Here is an 18,497-nt window from a genome sequence, read left to right as displayed (position 1 = left end):
GAAAGACAGTGGACGATTCCGCCCTCCCCCACCGGGGCGGCGCCAGCTAGGTTTCTGGGCAGGCGCAGTTCCCGTCAACGAAGGGGGAGGTAAATGCAGCGGGCGGCAACCATTCTGATTCAGTTGGAGACTTCCCTGTCCGCTGCGCCGGAGTCGCTGGCTCGCCGGTTGGGCGTCGGCGAGCGAACGGTCGCCACCGAGGTGGCCGCCCTCAACCAGGCGTTGGGCAGGGCGGCTTCGATCCGTCTGGCGGACGGGCGCTACCGGCTGCTGGTCGTGGATGCCGCCGCCTTCCGCGAGGCCCGCGACCGGATCACGGGCGAGCGTGCCTCGTTCAGCGATCCGGAACGTCGCGCGGCGTTCATCCTGGCCAGGCTCGCCCGTAGCGACGCCCCGCTTCGCACCGAAGAGCTCGCGGCCGAGATGACGGTCGGACGCAGCACCGTGAGCAGCGACCTTGCGCACCTTCGCGAGCTGCTCAGCGGTTCGGAGGTGTCGATCGAGGGCCGCACTCATGTTGGACTGCAGCTCATTGGGCCGGAGTGGGAAATCCGGGTCCTCATTCTCCGGCACGCGTACGGCGTCGCCTATGAGAGCTTTCCGATCGGGATCGAGCTGGAGACAGCATTCAATGCTGTCGCCGACGAGTACCATTTCGACGAGGGTCTGCGAGCAACGCTGCTTCGCTGGTTCACCGTCATGCTGGACCGTATCGTGAATGGGCACCGGCTGGTCGATGTCCCCCCTGCCTACTCCGACATCCAGGGATCACACGCCCACGCCTACGCCACGACGCTCGCGGCGAGGGTGGCCCCGCTGATCAACGAGGTGATCCCCGCCGCCGAGATCGTCTTCCTCGCCCTGCCGGCTGCCGGACGGCGTACGCCCACCGTGTCGAACCTCCTTCCCGGGCCGAGCGCACCGACGGACGTGGACGGTGTGGTGGAACGGATCTTCGACCGGATCCGCGACACGATGAGCCTGGATTTCGGTGTGGAGCCGTCGGAGTTGGTGGTTGAGTTCTCCCACCACGTGACCTACATGCTCAATCGGCTGCGCTACTCGCTCCATGTGGACCGCACGGTCGACGAGGCCGAGTTGCGTGGGCGATTCCCGGTGGCTGGGCGCATGGCCGAAGTCGCCCGTGACGTGATCGCCGAGGACACCGGACTGGTCATGGACGATGCCGAACTCGCTCTGGCCACCACCTACTTCCAGGTCTTCCTCGAGGATCACGTGGCGCGCCAGCACCGTCCCTTCGCGGTGGCGATCCTGACCGGCCAGGGTCCGGGAGCAGCTCGGCTGATCCGTGCCCAGCTGTCGAAGGTGCTTCCGCAGGACACCGCCTACTCGCTGCTGCCGGCCAGTTCGGGGCCGGACAGCCTCGCGGAGGTCGACCTGGTGGTGACGACTCCCGGTACCCAGCTGCGGCTCGACGTGCCCACCCTGGAGTTGTCGCAGGTCTTCGACCGTGGTGAGCTGATCCGCAAGCTGAGTGCGATGCGATTCGCACATCACGGCCCACTGGCGCTCAGCGGCGAGTCCGGGTCGATGCTGGTCTCCCTGCTCGACGATGAGCGTTTCCTTCAGCTGCCCAGCGACACCAGCTACTCCGACGGTCTCGAACTGCTCGTCGATCGCCTGCACTCGTTGGGAATGGTGAAGGACGCGTTCCGCACCGCCTTGGCCGAGCGCGAGGCGCTTGGCCCGATGCAGATCAGCGTCGAGGTCGCGTTCCCGCACGCCAGCGACCCCGGTGTTCACGGCGTTGCCTGCGTCATGGGAGTGATCCCGCGAGGTGACGCCGAGGACGGGCTGCGGATCATCTTCGTCATGGCCGTGCCGGCGAAGACCGACTACGACGACCGGATCCTGCTCCGTGTCTACGACGAGATCATCCGGCTCAGCCAGGACCCCCTCCTGGTTCGGAAGGTGTCACGACTCAACAGCTACATCCAGTTCTTCTACCTCATGGAGGACTACACCGAGGCAACCAACCAAGGGAGGCATTGATGTTCTGGTTCGCCGCCATCTGCTTCGCGCTCGTCTACGTGACCAACGTGGTGCTCGCGCTGATGCAGTCCAGGAACTACACCACCGCCTACACCACGCTGCGGCGCCGGGGCCGGGTCGCCATCGGCAAGAAGAAGGGCCTGCTCACCACCGGGGCGATCGTCATGTTCCTCCTCGACGACAACGGAGCGATCGTCGAGGGCACCCGGCTCACCGGTGTCACCGTTCTTGCCCGGTTCCGTCCCTTCCCCGAGTTCGACGGGCAGCGCCTCGCCGAAATCGCGGCGATGAAGGACCGGCGGTTCACCAGGAGCGTCCGGCTCGCCGTCGACAACGCTCGCGACAACTACCTCTCCTGGGTCAGCGGGCAGACACCCCCCGAGCCCGGAGGCCCGCTGTCCCAGATCGCCGACGGCCTGCGCCGCCTGGTCGGCCGTCCGCCGAAGACGCCGCCGGTCTCGCTCGTGCTCGCCGAAGCCGCCGCGTCCGGCGCCACCGAGCCCGCCGTGCCGGGGACGCAGCGGATCAGGATCCCCCAGCCCCGGTAGGACCACATTCAGGGCCCGACCGATAGTTTCCGCATTTTCGAAAGGAGCAAGGACATGGACTTCTTCGTCCAGGCAGCCACCTGGTTCTACGGGCTGTTCAAAGCCGGCGGTGAGGTTTTCATCAGCTGGACGGTCGTCTCGGTCGACGCCGACGGCAAAGTCACCGGCCTGGGGTTCGTCCCGACGGTGCTGATGCTGCTCGTCGCGATGAACGCGCTGATCCAGCTGATCGGGGAGGACCGGATCAACCGGTTCGCGGTCAAGGCCGGAGGCAACCCGATCAGCAGGTACCTGATTCTGCCGTTCCTGGGAGCATTCATGCTCGCCAACCCGATGGCACTGTCCCTGGGACGCTTCCTGCCCGAGAAGTACAAGCCCAGCTACTACGCCAGCGCAGCCCAGTTCTGCCACACCAGCAACGGCGTCTTCCCGCACATCAACGCCGGTGAGCTGTTCATCTGGCTGGGCATCGCCAGCGGCATCACCACCCTCGGCCTGGATCCCACTCCGCTCGCCATCCGCTACATGCTGGTCGGCATCGTCATGAACTTCCTCGGCGGCTGGGCAACCGACTTCATCACCCCGTGGGTCGCCAAGCAGCAGGGCGTCACCCTCAGTTCCACCCTGAAGATGGAGGTCTCAGCATGACCGAATACCAGTCCGCCGTCGTCGAGCGCGGCAAGGGCGGCTATGGCGGCCCGCTCACGATCACCCCCACCGCCGAGCGCAACAAGATCGTCTACATCGTCGGCGGCGGCGCCAAGCCCGACGTCGTCGACCGGCTGTGCGAGCTGACCGGCGCCGAGGCGGTCAACGGTTTCGCCACCTCGGTTCCCGATGAGCAGATCGCCGCGGCCGTGATCGACTGCGGAGGAACCCTGCGGTGCGGGATCTACCCCAAGAAGGGCATCCCGACGATCAATGTGATGCCCACCGGCAAGACCGGCCCGCTGGCCCAGTTCATCAACGAGTCCATCTACGTCTCCGCGGTGGGCGCGGCGCAGATCCACGCGGCCGACCCTGCACAGGTCGCGGCGGCACCGGCTGGCAGGCCGGTGTCCGCCGCGCAGGACGAGGGCCCCAGGTACACCTCCGACAAGAAGATCTCCCAGACACTCGCTGAGCAGAAGAATAAGTCACTGCTGGTCAAGATCGGCCTGGGCGCCGGCCGCGTCGTCGCCGTCCTCTTCCAGGCGGGCCGCGACGGCATCCAGACCATGATCGGCACGATCCTGCCGTTCATGGCGTTCATCGCGATGCTGATCGGCGTGATCAAGGCCTCCGGGTTCGGCGAATGGTTCACCGCCTTCCTGACCCCTCTGGCCGGCTCCGGATGGGGGCTGCTCGTCCTGGGCTTCATCTGCTCGATCCCGTTCCTGTCCCCGCTGCTGGGCCCGGGCGCCGTCATCGGACAGATCATCGGCACCCTGATCGGAGTCGAGATCGGCAAGGGGTCGATCGCTCCGAGCCTCGCCCTCCCGGCCCTGTTCGCCATCAACACCCAGAACGCGTGCGACTTCATCCCGGTCGGGCTCGGCCTGGCCGAAGCCGAACCGGAGACGGTCGAGGTCGGCGTCCCCGCGGTCCTCTACTCCCGCTTCCTCAACGGCGTCCCCCGCGTCGCCGTCGCCTGGGCGGCCAGCATTGGCCTGTACGCCGCCTGATCCACCTCCGAGGCAGCAACACAGAAGGAGCATGACGATGACTGAGATCTACCGGACCACGGTGCACGACGCCGGGCCCATGGCCGAGGCCTTCATGGCGGAGGGAATGTTCGTCACCTTCGGGACCAGCGCTCCCGAGGCCCTCCGCGAGTTCTGCTACATCGTCGAGGTCAACCCCGCGACAGCAGAGGTGACTCCCGGACAGCAGTTCACCGTGGACGGTCGATCCTTCCCGATCACCGCCGTCGGCGACGTGGCCCAACGCAACCTGGAATCACTGGGCCACATCACCGTCAACATCGACGGCGACACCGAGCCCAGGATGGCCGGTGCCATCCACATCCGTTGCGAAGGCCCGGCACCCGAGATCACGATCGGGAGCGTGCTCACGATCGAGGCGGCGTGATCAGCCGCGACGTCTTCGTCACCCATCCCGGGGGGATCCACGCCCTCGTGGCGCAGGAGTTGGCGAGTCTGGCACACAGCTTCGCCAGCAGCCTCTACCTGCGCCACGACGGGCGCACCGCCAGCGCCGGCCAACCGGTCGCCGTGCTCGCGCTCGGCATCGCCCGCGGAACCCCCGTCACCGTCTTCGCCGACGGTATCGACGAGGCCGAAGCCCTCAGCGCACTCGTCGGCTACCTCGCCGGACCCACCCCCACCCCCGACCTCCGTTCGCGCACACCGAAGGACCCACAATGACCGTCGACCTCCTCGCCCGTGGCCTGGCACAGGCCAGTGACACCCGACTCGTGGACGTCGGACGCGGCGTACTCGCCCGCTCCGGCACCGTCCTGGCCGAGACCCTGTTCAGCACCGGACGCCCTGCCCTGGTCGTCGCGGACGAGCGGACCTGGAACGCGGCCGGCCGGGCCGTCCATGCCGCCCTCGACGCGGCAGGGGTGGAGGTGGCCGAACCGCTGGTCTTCCCCGGCCACCCGGTGCTGTATGCCGCCCTGGAGAACAGCGAAGCGATCCGTGAGCGCCTCCGTGCCGCCGGCGCGCTGGGGGTGGCGGTCGGCTCCGGCACGATCAACGACCTGGTCAAGCTCGCCTCCGGCGACCTCGAACAGCCCTACGCCGTGGTCGGCACTGCCGCCTCGATGGACGGCTACTCCGGGTTCGGCGCCCCGATGAGCTCTGACGGCGTCAAGGTCACCATGCCGTGCCCGGCCCCGGCCGTCGTCCTGTTCGACCTCGACGTCGCCGCGGCCGCCCCGCCCGGCATGGTCGCCTCCGGCTACGGCGACCTCTCGGCCAAGATTCCGGCCGGCGCGGACTGGATCCTGTCCGACGCGGTCGGGCTGGACCCGATCGACCCGTTGGCGTGGGAACTCGTCCAGAGCGGCGTCACCGAGGCCCTCTCCCAGCCCAGGGAACTCGCCGCGGGCAACCCCGATGCCTACGCCGGCCTGGTCTCCGGCCTGGTCCTGTCCGGGCTCGCCATGCAGGTCTATCGCGGCACCCGTCCGGCCTCCGGCGCCGAGCACTACTTCAGCCACCTGTGGGAGCTCGCCCACCTCGGCGCCGACCAGGACCCGCCGCTGTCCCACGGCCACAAGGTCGCCATCGGCACCCTCGCCATGAGCGCCTTCTACGAGTGCTTCCTCGCCCGCGACCTGACCAGCCTCGACATCGACGCGGCCGTCGCCGCCTGGGCGCCCTGGGAGGAGGTGGAGGCCGACATCCGTGCCCGCTTCCAGGGTGCACTCGCCGACCACGCCACCGCTGAGACCCACGTCAAGTACGTCGACCGGGCCGGCCTGCGACAACGGCTCGGCACCTTCGTCGGCCACTGGGCCGAGTTGCGGCCGCGCCTGGAGAAGCAGCTGGTCCCCGCCCGGACACTGCAGCGGATGCTCCGTGATGCCGGGGCCCCCGCCGTCCCCGAGGACATCGGGCTCACTGCCGCCGACGTCAAGGCGACCTTCCCCAAGGCCATGTACTACCGTTCCCGCTACACCGTGCTCGACCTCGCCCGCGAGGCCGGCTGGTTCGACGAACTCGTCGACGACGTGTTCGCCGCCGGCGGGCTGTGGAGCTGACGGCGATGGCCACCTGGAGCAGGACGGCGCCCCTGTGCCCCGACCTCAACGAGAACGCCCGCCCGGACCGGCTCTTCGACGCCTACGTCTTCGACCTCGACGGCACCATCTATCTCGGCGACCACCTCCTGCCTGGCGTCGCCGAGACCATCGGTCTGCTGCGGGAGCTCCACATCCCGGTGCGGTTCCTGTCGAACAACCCGACCAAGGACCCCCACCAGTACCAGGCCAAGCTCGACGCCCTCGGCCTGCCCACTCCGCTGGACGATATCGCCAACACCATCGTCACGACGGTTCGCTGGCTCCGTTCACACCACCCGGACGCCGTGGTCTTCCCGATCGCCGAGCTCCCTCTGGTGACGGCCCTCAGCGACGCCGGGATCCGGCTCAGTGACAATCCTGCGGAGATCGACATCGTGCTGGCCTCCTACGACCGCGGCTTCGACTACCGCAAGCTCCAGATCGCCTTCGACGCGCTGTGGTTCCACAAGCGGGCGATCCTCGTCCAGACCAACCCCGACCGGTACTGCCCTTTCCCCGGCGGCCGCGGCGAACCCGACTGCGCGGCGATCGTCGCCGCCATCGAGGCCTGCACAGAGGTCACCTGCACGGCGAACTTCGGCAAGCCCGACCCGCTCATGGTCGCCGAAGCGCTCGACGGCTACGACGTCGCCCCCGAACGCACAATGATGGTCGGCGACCGGCTCGCCACCGACATCGCCATGGGACGCAATGCCGGCATGAACACTGCGCTCGTCCTCACCGGGGACAGCACCCTCGCCGACGCGACCGACCTGCCGCCCAGGCAACGACCCCACTACGTCCTGGAGACCCTCGACCAACTGGTCCCGCCCGACATCTGGGGACGAGAGCGAGACCACCGCGGCTGAACGCCTCCCAGCCCCTTGACGGGGTCTGCCTGCGCCTGGAATGGACGGAGTGCCGGAAGACGCACCCTGACCGGAGTTCAGGCCCGCCACCTTCGCGGCAGGCCGACCGGCCCTGGACCGGCGCGGGAGAAAGTAGAGGCTGGCAGTGGCGTCCGCGCGAGGCGGGGGTCGCCCGTCCAGCCACGGCGAGCCTCCGGATCGCCTCCGAACGGCGTCGTTCAGTCGTTGCGGACGCGGAAGGCGGGGTTCTCGGGGACCGGGCGCGGCCGCCCCTCGGCGTCGACGGCGACATAGTGGAAGACGGCTTCGGCGACAAAGGCGCGATCCGGCTCGTAGAGGTGCACGAGGTCCCTTGCCCAGACCTCGAGAGCGATCTCCATCGAGCTGCGGCCGACCCGCACGAGGTCGGCATAGATGCAAATGGCCTGGCCGACGGCGACCGGACTGTGGAACACGACGCCCTGCACCGAGACGGTGGCGGACCGGCCCTGGGCGACCTCGCCGGCCATCAGCCCGGCCGCGATGTCCATCTGCGAGAGCAGCCATCCGCCGAAGACGTCGCCCCACGGATTGGTGTCCCCTGGCATCGCCAGCGTGCGCAGCACCATCATGCCGTGCGGTTCGCGGGCGTCTCCTGTGGGTTCCATACGTTCCTTGCGGCCCTTTCCGGTTCCGGGGACGTTCGAGCGTAGCCCGCTGCCATCGCGCCCCCCGGCCGCGTCCGGTTTCGCCGGAGCCTCGCCGACCGGCCAGGACCTGGGCGTACCGGAGTGCGCGAGACGGATGCCGGCCCGCGGCGGCGCGCCGCACCCGCAGCAGTGACCATTGACAATATTTCTTGTCAGAGGAAGGCTGGGCGCATGCAGGATGTCGAGGTCATCGAGAGCGCAGCGACTGCCGCCGTGGCTCTGGATCCGGTCCGGGCCCGTCTGCTCGGCGAACTGGTCGTGCCGGCCTCAGCAGCCGGGCTCGCCGCCCGGGTCGGCATCCCCCGCCAGAAGGTCAACTACCACCTCAGGGCGTTGGAGACGCACGGCCTGGTGCAGCTGTCCGAGGAACGCCGGCACGGCGGCATCACCGAGCGCGTCCTTCAGGCGTCCGCGGCGTCCTATGTCGTGTCGCCGGCGGCCGTCAACCCCTCGGCGGCCAGCCCCGACGCCAACCCGGATCACCTGTCGGCGGGCTATCTCGTCGCGCTGGCCGGCCGGATCGTGCGCGAGGTCGGCGGCCTGGCGCGCCGGGCCGGCGCCTCCGGCAAGCGACTGCCGACGCTCGCGATCGACACGACGATCGGCTTCCGCTCGGCGGCCGACCGCGCCGCCTTCGCCGACGACCTGACCTCGGCCGTGCTCGACCTGGCCGCTCGCTACCACCACAGCGATGGACGCCCGCACCGGCTGGTCGTCGCCGCCCACCCCATACCCGTGGAGGAACCATGAGCACGACACCCACCCTCGGTTACCGCCTCGAGTTCAGCGTCGAGGTGCCCGGCACTCCTGAACAGGTCTGGCAGGCCATCGCCACCGCGAAGGGGATGAGCGCCTGGTTCCTGCCGACCGAGATCGAGGAGCGCGAAGGCGGATCCCTGCACTTCTCGATGGGCCCCGAGATGGGCTCCGACGGCCACGTCACCGGCTGGGAGCCACCGCGACGCCTCGTCTACGAGGAGGACTGGGCCGCCCTGATGGGAAAGGACCCGGACGCCCTCAGCCCGCTGACGTCGGAGTTCCTGGTCGAGGCGCGGTCGGGCGGGACCTGCGTCGTGCACGTCACGAGCAGCGGGTTCGGGACCGGCGCCGCCTGGGAGTCGGAGTTCTGGGATGACATGGGCACGAGCTGGATGCCGTTCTTCGACAACCTGCGCCTCTACCTGGCGCACTTCCCCGGCCAGGAAGCCACCCAGCTGGAGGTGGCGGCCTCCCACGCCGGCGACGCCGCGACGCTCTGGTCGGCCCTGCGCGACACGCTCGGGCTGGGCGACGAGGGCAGGACGGTTGGCCTGCACGACGCCACCGGGACGGTCGAGGTCGTCGGCGAGCGGCAGGCGCTCGTCCGGCTCACCGCTCCGGTTCCCGGGATGCTGAGCATCTTCGTGTTCGACGAGGGCGACGCGGCGACCACGGTCGGCGTGCGCGCCTACCTGTTCTCGCCAGCCGCGGCCGACTACGTGCGACGCGCGACGCCGGCCTGGCAGGCATGGCTGGACGACCTCACCCTGGGCGCTGGCTGACGCGGTCGACGGCGGGTGGCCGGTGCCCGGCGACCGGGTCACGGATCCACCAGGCCCCTTCCGGGACGCCACCCTGATCCCAGACTGCGATCGTCTCCGCGGTGAAGGGAATGCCAGCGGGTCGCTGAATTGTTGAGCCGATATACCCCCCATGGGTATGCGGTTCGGGAGGCGAATCTTGACAGGGCACGAGGCGAAGCACGCCGCAAGCGAGATGCACGGCACGGAGCAGGCACCGATGGCTGGTGCCGGCCACCACCCGCAGGGCCGCGGCGCCGACCATTCCACGACGGCCGGCCACACCGACCACGGCGGAGGCTCCCACGAGGGCCACGGCGATCACGCGGGGCATGGCGATCACGTGACGCGGTTCCGGCGGCTGTTCTGGGTGATGCTGGTGCTCGCGATTCCCGTGGTGGGGTTGTCACCGATGTTCGGGATGCTGGCCGGCTACGAGGTTCCGTCCGGCCTGGCGTGGGCCTCCCCTGTCCTGGGCACGGTCATCTACGTGTGGGGCGGGGCGCCCTTCCTGGCCGGCGGGTTCGCGGAGCTGCGCGCGCGGCGTCCGGGAATGATGCTGCTGATCGGGTTGGCGATCACGGTGGCCTTCCTGGCCAGCTGGGGAGCGACGCTGGACCTGCTGGATCACTCCCTGGAGTTCTGGTGGGAACTGGCGCTGCTGATCGTGATCATGCTGCTGGGGCACTGGCTCGAGATGCGGTCCCTGGCCCAGACCACCAACGCACTCGACTCGCTGGCCGCACTGTTGCCGGACATGGCCGAGGTGGTCCGCGGTGACGCGGTGGAGCAGGTGCCGCCGGCCAGGCTGGTACCGGGCGACGTGGTGCTGGTGCGTCCGGGTGGCAGCGTTCCGGCCGACGGCAGGATCCTGCAGGGTGCGGCGGAGCTGGACGAGTCCATGGTGACCGGCGAGTCCCGCACGGTACACCGGAGCACGGGCGACCCGGTGACGGCGGGAACGGTGAGCACGGACTCGGGGTTGCGGATCGAGGTGACCGCGACCGGTGAGGACACGGTCCTGGCCGGGATTCGCACGCTGGTGGAGCAGGCGCAGGCCTCGAGTTCGCGGGCGCAACGGCTGGCCGACCGTGCGGCGGGATGGCTGTTCTGGTACGCCCTCGCCGCGGCGGCGCTGACCGGGCTGGCGTGGTCGCTGCTCGGGCAGCCGGAGCAGGCGGTGGCCAGGGTGATCACCGTGCTGGTGATCGCCTGCCCGCACGCGCTCGGGCTGGCGATCCCGCTCGTGGTGGCGATCTCCACCGAACGGGCGGCGCGCGCCGGCGTGCTGGTGAAGGACCGGCTGGCGCTGGAATCGATGCGGGTGGTGACCACGGTGGTGTTCGACAAGACCGGCACCCTGACCAGGGGCCGGCCGGCGGTGGCACGGATCGACACCGTTCCGGGCACCGGCCTGTCCGGTGACGAGGTGCTGGCCCTCGCCGCGGCTGCGGAGTCCGACAGCGAGCACCCGCTGGCGCGCGCGATCGTCCACGCCGCCGACCACCGGCGGCTCCCGGTGCCCGTGTCGACCGGGTTCAGCTCCCAGCCGGCACTCGGGGTCGCGGCCAGCGTGGACGGAACCGAGGTCCAGGTCGGCGGGCCGAGGCTGCTGGCCGAGCACGGCCTTCCCGATCCGTTCGGCACGTCCGCGGCCGGCTCGGCCGGGCTCACCCGGCTGTTCGTGCTGCGCGGGGGCACGGTGGTTGGCGCCCTCAGTCTCGCCGACGAGGTCCGTCCCGAATCGGCCGCCACCCTCGCCGCCCTGCACGCGCGCGGGCTGACGGTCGGCATGATCACCGGCGACGCCCGGGAGGTGGCCGACAGGGTCGCCGCGCAGCTCGGCATCGACACCGTCCTTGCCGAGGTCCAGCCGAAGGACAAGGCCGCGAGGATCGCCGAACTCCAGTCGGGCGGTGAGCGCGTCGCGATGGTCGGGGACGGCGTCAACGACGCCCCCGCGCTCGCGCAGGCCGACGTCGGGCTGGCGATCGGCGCGGGCACCGACGTGGCGATCGCCTCCGCAGGGGTGGTGCTGGCCGGCGACGACCCCCGCACGGTGGTGTCGGTGATCGAGCTGTCCAGGGCCAGCTACCGCAAGATGCTGCAGAACCTGTGGTGGGCGGCCGGGTACAACCTGGTGTCGGTCCCGCTGGCCGCGGGAGTGCTGGCGCCGATCGGGTTCACGATGCCGATGGAGGTCGGTGCGTTGCTGATGTCGCTCTCCACGGTCGTGGTCGCGCTCAACGCCCAGTGGCTGCGCCGGCTCGACCTGCGCCCGGACCGCCTCGGCATCGCGAGCTGACGACAGCCTTCACCCGCTCGCGGTCGACCCGCCGCGGGTGCCTCCGGCGGACGGGAACGGGTGTCTGGTCGCTCACGGGCGAGCTCGGTGCCGGCCGGGCTTTCCCCGGCGCGGCAGCGCCGATCCCTCCGATGCTCGTGGTGCGCCGTGCTCGGTCGGGGCCGGTCGATCCGGCGACGGTGGGCAGGTGGGTGGGCCCAGGAGCGGATCAGCCTGTCGTGCGCGAAGGAACACGACGAGCGCTCCTTCGTGGCGTGTTCAGCCTTCGGTGCGGTTCGTGCCGTGGGCGGCGAGGAACGCGCGCGCCGCCGCCGCCGCGATGCGGTCCCGCTCCTTCCGGTCGGGCAGTTCGGTGGGGATGAACAGCGCGCGATCCTGGACGGCGGCCAGGGCGAGGTACGCGAAATGCCCGGCGGCCAGACGGAGGTCGTCGGCGTCCACGAGGCCTGCGTCGACATAGGTCCGTAGGCAGTCCGCGACGACGTCGACACCGCGCGAGGGAGCTTGCTCGTAGTAGCGGCGGGCGAGGTCGGGGAACTGCTCCGCCTCGGCGATGATGAGCCGGCGCAGGGACAGCACCTCCGGGCGGAGGACCGCGTCGAGGTGGGCGCGCGCGACGGCGCGCAGCCGTTCCTCGAGGTCGGCACGGCTCGTGGCGGGGGCCTTGCCGAATGCTGTCGTGACGAGATCGACCACGGCATCGGAGTTTCCGGTGACGCCTTCGACGATCTCGCGGAACAGGGCTTCCTTGTCGGCGAACTGCTTGTAGACGGTCTGCTTCGACACCTGGGCGAGGCTGGCGACCTCGTCCATGCTCGTGCCATGGAAGCCGTTGCGCAGGAACAGCCCGGTCGCGGCGGTCAGGATCGCTTCACGTTTCCGCGCCGTGCGCCCGGCGGCGGGACGCCCGGGTGTCTCGTCCATCTCCGGATAGTACTGGACAGTCCAGTTCTATAGGGTCAGAATGATGCCCGTGTCCCGAGATTCGTCCACGTTCGACCGTGCCGCCGCGATCACGCGCAGCCTGCTCGGCTGGCCGACCTGCGTCCGTCTCCACGGCCTGGTGCCACACCCGGTCCTCGCCGAACGTCCCGAGCAGCAGGAGCCCGCATGACCGTCTTCCGCACCGTCCTCGAAGCGACCGGGGGCAACAATGTCGGCATCGTCGTTCCCGAGGAGGTGGTGCTGGGCTTCGGCAGGGGCAAGCGCGTGCCGGTCGTCGTCACGATCGACGGCGACTACCGCTACACGACCACGATCGGTGTGATGGGCGGCCGCTACCTCGTCTCCTTCAATGCCGAGACGCGCAGGCACACCGGACGCGGCGCCGGTGACGAGATCGAGGTCGAGTTGACCGTCGACCCGGACCGCTGACGCACCACGACCCGCCTGTCCTCGCAGGAGCCCCGCCCGGACGGACCCGAGATCACCCCGTTCGGCTCGCTCGGCCCTGCACCCATGGTCACCACGACCCCCGGCTGGTCGGGCCCGCGGATCCGTCGCGGCAGCCGTCACCGCGTGAATGCCGACCTCGCGAGGTCGCCTGAGGCTGCACCCACGGGGCCGTCGCGGTTCACCGGCGACGTCGAGATGACGCCCACCGTAGATGGGCCATGGTGCGGGCGACGCCGCTGCGCAGCCGGATCGAGTCGGCGAGGCGCGGAGTGGCACGGATCTCCCCGCCCGCGGTGAGTAGCAGCGCGTCGAGGTGGTGTTCTCGGCACAGGTCGAGGGTCTTCTGCGCACCGAGGACCAGAAACGCGGTCGACCAGGCTTCTGCGGTCATCCCGTCACCGGCGAGCACGCCGACGGTACAGAGGTCGGTTCGGGGAGGCCGTCCGGTTCGGGGGTCGACAACATGGGCGGGGACGACCGGTCCATCGCCGATCCGGGCGCCACTGACCCCGGAGATCGACAGCGCTCCGCCGCCGACCTCCAGGTATCCGAGCGATTCGGTGGGTTCGAGCCAGGGCGAGCGCAGCGCGATCCGCCACGACGGTCGCGTCGACGGCTGCCCGCGTACCGAGATCGACGAGGTTCCGAGAGCGGCGAGCACCCCCGGCGCATCGGCGAACTGTTCGCAGACGAGGTCCGCGGCGTACCCCTTCGCGATGCCGCCGAGGTCGAGCCGGGCGTGCGGGTCCAGCCGGGCGTAGGTTCGTCCGTCGCGTTGGCTGAAGCGGACGCGAGGACTGGCGGCGGCGCTCGCGGGACCGGTGATCGCGTCAAAGGCGCCGCCGGTCAGGAGGCGGGCGCGCTCGGCGGCCTCGACCACCGGACGCAGGTGGCGTCCGACCCGGATCCAGTCGCCGTTGCTGGCATTGAGCCGGCCGACATCGCTGGTCGGCAGGAACCTGGACAGCTCCCGCTCGATCTCCCGCAGCAACCGGCCGGCGGCAGCGAACGCCTCGGGGGCCACCGTTGCGCCGGCAACGCACAGCTGGGCCGTGGTCGCCATCGCCGTGCCCGACCACCAGGAGTCCGCCGTCGCCGCGGCGGGGTCGACTCGTGTCGTGGGGTCCATCAGCCCTTGCTCAGCGCGTCGGTGACCGCTTCGACGAACTGGGTGTGGGACAGCGACGCACCGGCGATGACGTCCACCTGGTCGGCGTCACCGACTTCGGCGAACTGCGTGACGTACTGCTTCTCCGCCGCGACCGCCGCCTGGGCCCGCTGGTAGAACGCCTCGTCCACCGGCTCGCCGGTCGCCTTCGACAGGCCGTAGCTCTCGTCGTGGGCGGTGCCGTCGGCGTCGCGGACCACGAAGCTCGCCGCGGTGACCAGGCCCCCGCTGATCGTGAACTCGACGGTTCCGATCGCGCCGTCGTCGGCGGCGGCGCTCGACCCCGTGTAGCGGCCGTCGGGATAGTCGGCCGCCCTCAGGCTCTGGGCGCACCCGGTGAAGGCCGCCAGTCCGACCGCGGCTGCGAGCGCCAGCAGCCGCCGGTTCGCCGGACCCATCACGCCACCTGCCCGTCCACGGCGGCGGCTCCGAAGGCCCGGCGGTAGTCGTCGGTCTCCACGACCTGGTCGATCCGGCCGTGCCTCAGGATCACCTGCCGCTGGCCCTGAGCGGCGACGGTGGCGTCGTGGGTGACGACGATCAGCGTGGTGCCCTCGTCGTGCAACTGGTGGAACAGGTCGAGGACGATCTGCTCGTTCGCCTCGTCCAGGTTGCCGGTGGGCTCGTCGGCGAGCACTACCGAGGGCGAGTTGATCAGGGCCCGCGCGACGCACACGCGCTGTTGCTCGCCGCCGGACATCTGCCTGGGCAGGTGGCCGGCCCGCGCCCCCATTCCGACCCTCTCCAGCGCCTCACGCGCCTCGTTCTCGTCAGGCATGGAGTGGTAGTACTGGGCGACCATGACGTTCTCCAGCGCGGTCAGGTGCTTGATCAGGTGGAACTTCTGGAAGATGAGCCCGATCCGGCGGCGCCGGATGACGGCGAGTTCCCGCTCGCCCTGGCGGTCGAGCCGCTCCCCGTCCAGCAGGATCGTCCCGGAGGTGGGCGTGTCCATGCAGCCCAGGATGTTCATCAGGGTGGTCTTGCCCGAGCCGGAGGGGCCCACGACCGACAGCCACTCCCCCTGGCGGATCGTCAGGGACGCCTCCGCCAGCGCGGCCACGTCCCCGTAGACCCGGCTGACCCCACTCAACTCGTAGATTGCGTTGCCCGCCATCTCACTCTCCTCCCAGCACGAGGGCCGGATCGATGTTCGTGATCCGGCTCGCGGTCACGAAACTGCCCGCGCCGCTGACCGCGGCGGAGATCACCATGGTGACCGGAACCACCCACCAGGCAGCGTCCAGGTTCAGGTTGAACACCTCCTGGGTCACCAGCGCGCCGACCGCGATGCCGCCCAGCGCGCCGATCAGGCCGCCGAACAGCCCCAGGACCACGCTCTCGCCGAAGAACTCCCCGACGATCCCGCGGCTGGAGGCGCCCAGCGCCTTCTTCAGTGCCAGCTCGGTGGCCCGTTCGCTCACCACGGCGTTCATGGTGGTCGAGACACTGATCAGGGTCAGCGCCCCCACGACGATGCTCACGATCCAGATCAGGGTGCGCAGCGTGGCCAGCACACCCGACTCCGACTTGGTGATGCGCTGGACGACCTGCGCGTGGGCGACGGCGCTGGTCTGGTCGATCACCGTGGCGAACCGGCTGAGTTCGGGCTCCTCGGCGAGCAGCGAGTACTCGATCATGTCCAGCCGGCCGCCCGAGGGCCTGATGCTCTCCAGTTGGTCCAGACCCATCAGCAGTTCGCCGTCCTCCGAGCCGCCGGTTCGGAGCACCCCCGAGATGACCAGGGCTGTGGCAGCGCTGTCGGTGCCGTCGTCGGTCCTGCTCCTCACCGAGATCCGGTCGCCCGCCGCCAGGCCGTAGCGGGTCGCCAGATCGCGGCCCAGGAGTACCTCATCGCCCGCCGCGGGCAGCGTCCCCTCGATGCTCCAGTAGGGACGCATCGCGCTCGCCAGCGCGAAGTCGGTGGCCAGCACGGAGATCGGCTGCTGGTTGTAGAGCAGATTCTCCTGGCGGTAGGCGGCGTGCCCCACCACCTGCACGCCGTGATCGGCCAGCGCGGCGTCGATCCGTTCGCCGTCGGCGGCGCGCAACTCCTCCGCGCCGGCCGGCGAGACCACCAGGTTCGCGCCGTAGGAGCGCAGCTGCCGGGCGATCTGCTCCGGAACGGTGAAGGTGACGATCCCCAGCGCGGACAGTGTCGTCGCACCGACCACGATCGAGAGGGACGCGATCAGGACCCGGGAGAGCCGGTGCACGAAGGACTTGCCGATCATGCGCAGGTACATGCGGGGGCGGTTCATGGCTACTTCCCGTGCAGGACGTCGGAGGGCTGCAGTCTGGCCAGCGCCCGCAGGGACGGCAGGCAGCCGAGCAGGATCATCGAGGTGACCAGGGCCGCCATCACCGGCAACACCATCGGCCGCAGGATGATCCAGGAGGAGAACACCCACTGCCCGATCACCTGAGCCAGGCCGAGGCCGAGGCCGAACCCGACCAGGCCGCCGACGAAGCCCACCACCAGCATCTCGCCGAGCACGAGCGCGACGACCGCCCCGTTGCGCGCGCCGATCGCCTTCAGCAGGCCGATCTCGGCCGAGCGCTCCATCACGCTCGCCGTGACGAGGTTGGCGATGCCCAGGGCGGCGCCGACCATGGCCAGGACGGCGATCAGGGTCATGATCAGTTGCGTCTTGTCCAGGATCACCCCTTCGGTGTCGGCGATCTGACGCACCGGCTTGGCCACCGAGTCGGTCAGGGTCTCCTCGATCTGGTAGGAGATGGAGGAGACGTAGGCCGTGCAGTACCAGGTCTCCCAGTCCGCCGCGGACAGGCTGGTCGGATCCCGCTCGGCACGCTGGGACAGCTCGTTCTCCGGAGTGGTGATGGCCCGCACCTCCACCCGGTCGAGTTCCCCGGATCGCCCGGCGAGCTCCTGGGCGAGCGCCAGCGGCGCGTACACCAGCTCGTCCTCGTCGTCGCCGCCGGTGAAGATCGCCGCGACCCTCGCCTGCACGCTGCGGCGGGCGGTCGACAGCGCCACGGCGTCCCCGACCTTCCAGCCCCGAGCGTCGGCGACGGCACGCCCCACCATCAACTCGGCCGGTCCACTGTCGGCTGCCCAGACCCCCTCGACCTCCCACCAGGCCCTGAGCCTGGACAGGCCCGTCTCGACGGTGCCCCCGTCCGGCACGTCGAGCGTGTGGTCGAACCAGGTCCCCACCAGCGAGAGGGAGGCGCCGTCCCCGGAGGGGTCCTCGACCGCCACGGTGAGGTAGGGCGCGAAGTCCTCCAGGTTGTTGGCCCAGAAGATGGTCTTCAGCCGGGGCAGCTCGGACTCCTTCAGCGCCCCTGCCGCCGAGCCGTCGGTCTGGTAGGTGTCGGAGACCACGGAGGAACCCTTGGGCGTGACCTCGATGTTGGCGCCGTAGGAGCTCAACTCCTGCTTCACCTTGTCGCCGATGTCGAGCATCACCGCCAGCATCGACGTCGTCAGGGCCGCGCCGAGGCAGATCGTCAGGGCGATCATCAGCTTCTTGGCCGGCTGGCGGCGCAGCGCCCGCAGGATCATCCTGGCGAACATCAGTCGAACACCTTCTCGTGTTGGTCCAGCTCGGAGATGGCGAAGCAGATCCGGCCGCCGTCCAGCTCGTAGGCGAGCGGGATCGGGTTGCAGCCGCCGGAGAACCCGATCGTCTGGACGTTCATCACGACGTCGCACTTGCGACAGACCACCTTGCCCTCGCGTTCGTAGTAGCCGCTCGGCCCGCAGATCTCGCAGGCGTCGAGGCCGGTGCCGAAGGCCACGGAGTTCTTCTGGATCACGATGAACCTCACCTCGACGCCGTTCGCGGTCGCATGGGCGAACCGGTGCAGGTGGCCGTCGCTCACCGCACTCAACTCGACCTCGACCCGTTCGCCGTTCACCACCGACGGCTCGATCGGCGACAACTCGGGGACGGCTTCCGCCAGCTGCTTGCCTACGGTGTAGGTCGCGCCCAGCAGCACGGCGGCGCCCCCCGAGACGACGAGGAAGCGGCGCCGCGACAACGTGGCGGCCCTGACCAGCCGGCGCTCGGCCGCGGACGCGTCCGGCGCCACCGCCCGGGTCCGACGGGCGAGCGCGACCACGGCGGGCAGGACGGCCAGAGCGGTCTGCACGAGCAGGATCACCACGCTGTTCCGCTCGATCCACAGCAGTGTGTTGAAGTTCAGCGAGTTGCGCGGGACGAGCTTCGCCGAGGCGAACTGCTGGTACAGCGG

Annotated in this window: 21 protein-coding genes; 13 read left to right on the top strand and 8 right to left on the bottom strand. The window is 69.9% G+C overall.

The genetic code is table 11. From position 1 onward, the window contains the following. Positions 1-123 precede the first annotated feature (123 nt). The 8 genes from QM633_RS08190 to QM633_RS08155 are packed head-to-tail and all read left to right on the top strand — an operon-like array spanning position 124 to position 7,160. Positions 124-2,013, top strand: coding sequence for a BglG family transcription antiterminator (locus QM633_RS08190; protein ID WP_415153255.1), 1,890 nt, complete (start codon positions 124-126; stop codon positions 2,011-2,013). Further along, entirely contained in the window at positions 2,013-2,561 is a 549-nt protein-coding gene (locus QM633_RS08185) for a transcriptional regulator GutM (protein ID WP_415153254.1), read from the top strand. The genes QM633_RS08190 and QM633_RS08185 overlap by 1 nt, the downstream gene beginning before the upstream one ends. Before the next feature lie 54 nt (positions 2,562-2,615). Continuing rightward, a complete protein-coding gene (locus tag QM633_RS08180) occupies positions 2,616-3,209 on the top strand; it encodes a PTS glucitol/sorbitol transporter subunit IIC (protein ID WP_415153253.1) in 594 nt (197 codons plus the stop codon). After that, entirely contained in the window at positions 3,206-4,225 is a 1,020-nt protein-coding gene (locus QM633_RS08175; RefSeq protein WP_415153252.1) for a PTS glucitol/sorbitol transporter subunit IIB, read from the top strand. Before QM633_RS08180 ends, QM633_RS08175 begins: the two co-directional genes overlap by 4 nt. A gap of 37 nt (positions 4,226-4,262) precedes the next feature. Next, positions 4,263-4,631, top strand: coding sequence for a PTS glucitol/sorbitol transporter subunit IIA (locus tag QM633_RS08170; RefSeq protein WP_415153251.1), 369 nt, complete (start codon positions 4,263-4,265; stop codon positions 4,629-4,631). Next, entirely contained in the window at positions 4,628-4,927 is a 300-nt protein-coding gene (locus QM633_RS08165) for an HPr family phosphocarrier protein (RefSeq protein ID WP_415153250.1), read from the top strand. The genes QM633_RS08170 and QM633_RS08165 overlap by 4 nt, the downstream gene beginning before the upstream one ends. Further along, positions 4,924-6,270: a sn-glycerol-1-phosphate dehydrogenase gene (locus tag QM633_RS08160; protein ID WP_415153249.1), complete on the top strand. Its 1,347-nt coding sequence runs from the start codon at positions 4,924-4,926 to the stop codon at positions 6,268-6,270. Before QM633_RS08165 ends, QM633_RS08160 begins: the two co-directional genes overlap by 4 nt. Positions 6,271-6,275: 5 nt before the next feature. After that, the gene (locus tag QM633_RS08155; RefSeq protein ID WP_415153248.1) at positions 6,276-7,160 is read left to right on the top strand and encodes an HAD-IIA family hydrolase; all 885 of its coding nucleotides are present in this window, start codon (positions 6,276-6,278) and stop codon (positions 7,158-7,160) included. A gap of 218 nt (positions 7,161-7,378) precedes the next feature. Here the strand turns inward: QM633_RS08155 and QM633_RS08150 are convergent, their stop codons facing one another. Next, positions 7,379-7,807, bottom strand: coding sequence for an acyl-CoA thioesterase (locus QM633_RS08150; RefSeq protein ID WP_415153247.1), 429 nt, complete (start codon positions 7,805-7,807; stop codon positions 7,379-7,381). 213 nt (positions 7,808-8,020) lie between these two features. On the opposite strand from QM633_RS08150, the gene QM633_RS08145 reads away from it, so the two are divergent. The 3 genes from QM633_RS08145 (at position 8,021) to QM633_RS08135 (ending at position 11,713) form a co-directional block, all read left to right on the top strand. Beyond that, positions 8,021-8,599 (top strand): ArsR/SmtB family transcription factor, encoded by a 579-nt coding sequence (locus QM633_RS08145; protein ID WP_415153246.1) that lies wholly within the window; start codon positions 8,021-8,023, stop codon positions 8,597-8,599. Beyond that, entirely contained in the window at positions 8,596-9,390 is a 795-nt protein-coding gene (locus tag QM633_RS08140; protein WP_415153245.1) for an SRPBCC family protein, read from the top strand. The genes QM633_RS08145 and QM633_RS08140 overlap by 4 nt, the downstream gene beginning before the upstream one ends. A 238-nt stretch (positions 9,391-9,628) precedes the next feature. Further along, a complete protein-coding gene (locus QM633_RS08135) occupies positions 9,629-11,713 on the top strand; it encodes a heavy metal translocating P-type ATPase (RefSeq protein WP_415153244.1) in 2,085 nt (694 codons plus the stop codon). 258 nt (positions 11,714-11,971) lie between these two features. Here QM633_RS08135 and QM633_RS08130 read toward each other — a convergent pair whose 3' ends face one another. Continuing rightward, a complete protein-coding gene (locus tag QM633_RS08130) occupies positions 11,972-12,637 on the bottom strand; it encodes a TetR/AcrR family transcriptional regulator (RefSeq protein WP_415153243.1) in 666 nt (221 codons plus the stop codon). 49 nt (positions 12,638-12,686) lie between these two features. Between QM633_RS08130 and QM633_RS08125 the strand changes: the two genes are divergently transcribed. Both QM633_RS08125 and QM633_RS08120 read left to right on the top strand, forming a co-directional pair. After that, positions 12,687-12,827 (top strand): hypothetical protein, encoded by a 141-nt coding sequence (locus QM633_RS08125; protein ID WP_415153242.1) that lies wholly within the window; start codon positions 12,687-12,689, stop codon positions 12,825-12,827. Next, positions 12,824-13,087: a DUF1905 domain-containing protein gene (locus QM633_RS08120; protein ID WP_415153241.1), complete on the top strand. Its 264-nt coding sequence runs from the start codon at positions 12,824-12,826 to the stop codon at positions 13,085-13,087. Before QM633_RS08125 ends, QM633_RS08120 begins: the two co-directional genes overlap by 4 nt. 199 nt (positions 13,088-13,286) lie before the next feature. On the opposite strand, the gene QM633_RS08115 is transcribed toward QM633_RS08120, so the two are convergent. The 6 genes from QM633_RS08115 to QM633_RS08090 all read right to left on the bottom strand — a co-directional run. Then, positions 13,287-14,237 carry an FAD:protein FMN transferase gene (locus QM633_RS08115; protein ID WP_415153240.1) on the bottom strand — a complete coding sequence of 317 codons (951 nt, stop codon included), beginning with the start codon at positions 14,235-14,237 and terminating at the stop codon, positions 13,287-13,289. Beyond that, positions 14,237-14,674, bottom strand: a complete 438-nt coding sequence (locus QM633_RS08110; protein ID WP_415153239.1) for an FMN-binding protein — start codon at positions 14,672-14,674, stop codon at positions 14,237-14,239. The genes QM633_RS08115 and QM633_RS08110 overlap by 1 nt, the downstream gene beginning before the upstream one ends. Next, positions 14,674-15,393, bottom strand: a complete 720-nt coding sequence (locus QM633_RS08105) for an ABC transporter ATP-binding protein (protein WP_415153238.1) — start codon at positions 15,391-15,393, stop codon at positions 14,674-14,676. The genes QM633_RS08110 and QM633_RS08105 overlap by 1 nt, the downstream gene beginning before the upstream one ends. A gap of 1 nt (position 15,394) precedes the next feature. Further along, complete coding sequence (locus QM633_RS08100) at positions 15,395-16,537, bottom strand: ABC transporter permease (RefSeq protein WP_415153237.1); 1,143 nt, start codon at positions 16,535-16,537, stop codon at positions 15,395-15,397. Positions 16,538-16,539: 2 nt separating this feature from the next. Then, positions 16,540-17,817, bottom strand: coding sequence for an ABC transporter permease (locus QM633_RS08095; protein WP_415153236.1), 1,278 nt, complete (start codon positions 17,815-17,817; stop codon positions 16,540-16,542). Continuing rightward, the coding region (locus QM633_RS08090; RefSeq protein WP_415153235.1) for a Fe-S-containing protein at positions 17,817-18,497 on the bottom strand (681 nt) is incomplete at its 5' end. The genes QM633_RS08090 and QM633_RS08095, both read right to left, overlap by 1 nt.

The organism is Propionicimonas sp., from assembly GCF_047606205.1.
Classification (GTDB): Bacteria; Actinomycetota; Actinomycetes; order Propionibacteriales; family Propionibacteriaceae; genus Propionicimonas.
Note: the sequence above shows the minus strand (reverse complement) of the source record. Positions and strands in the feature narration are given on the sequence as shown.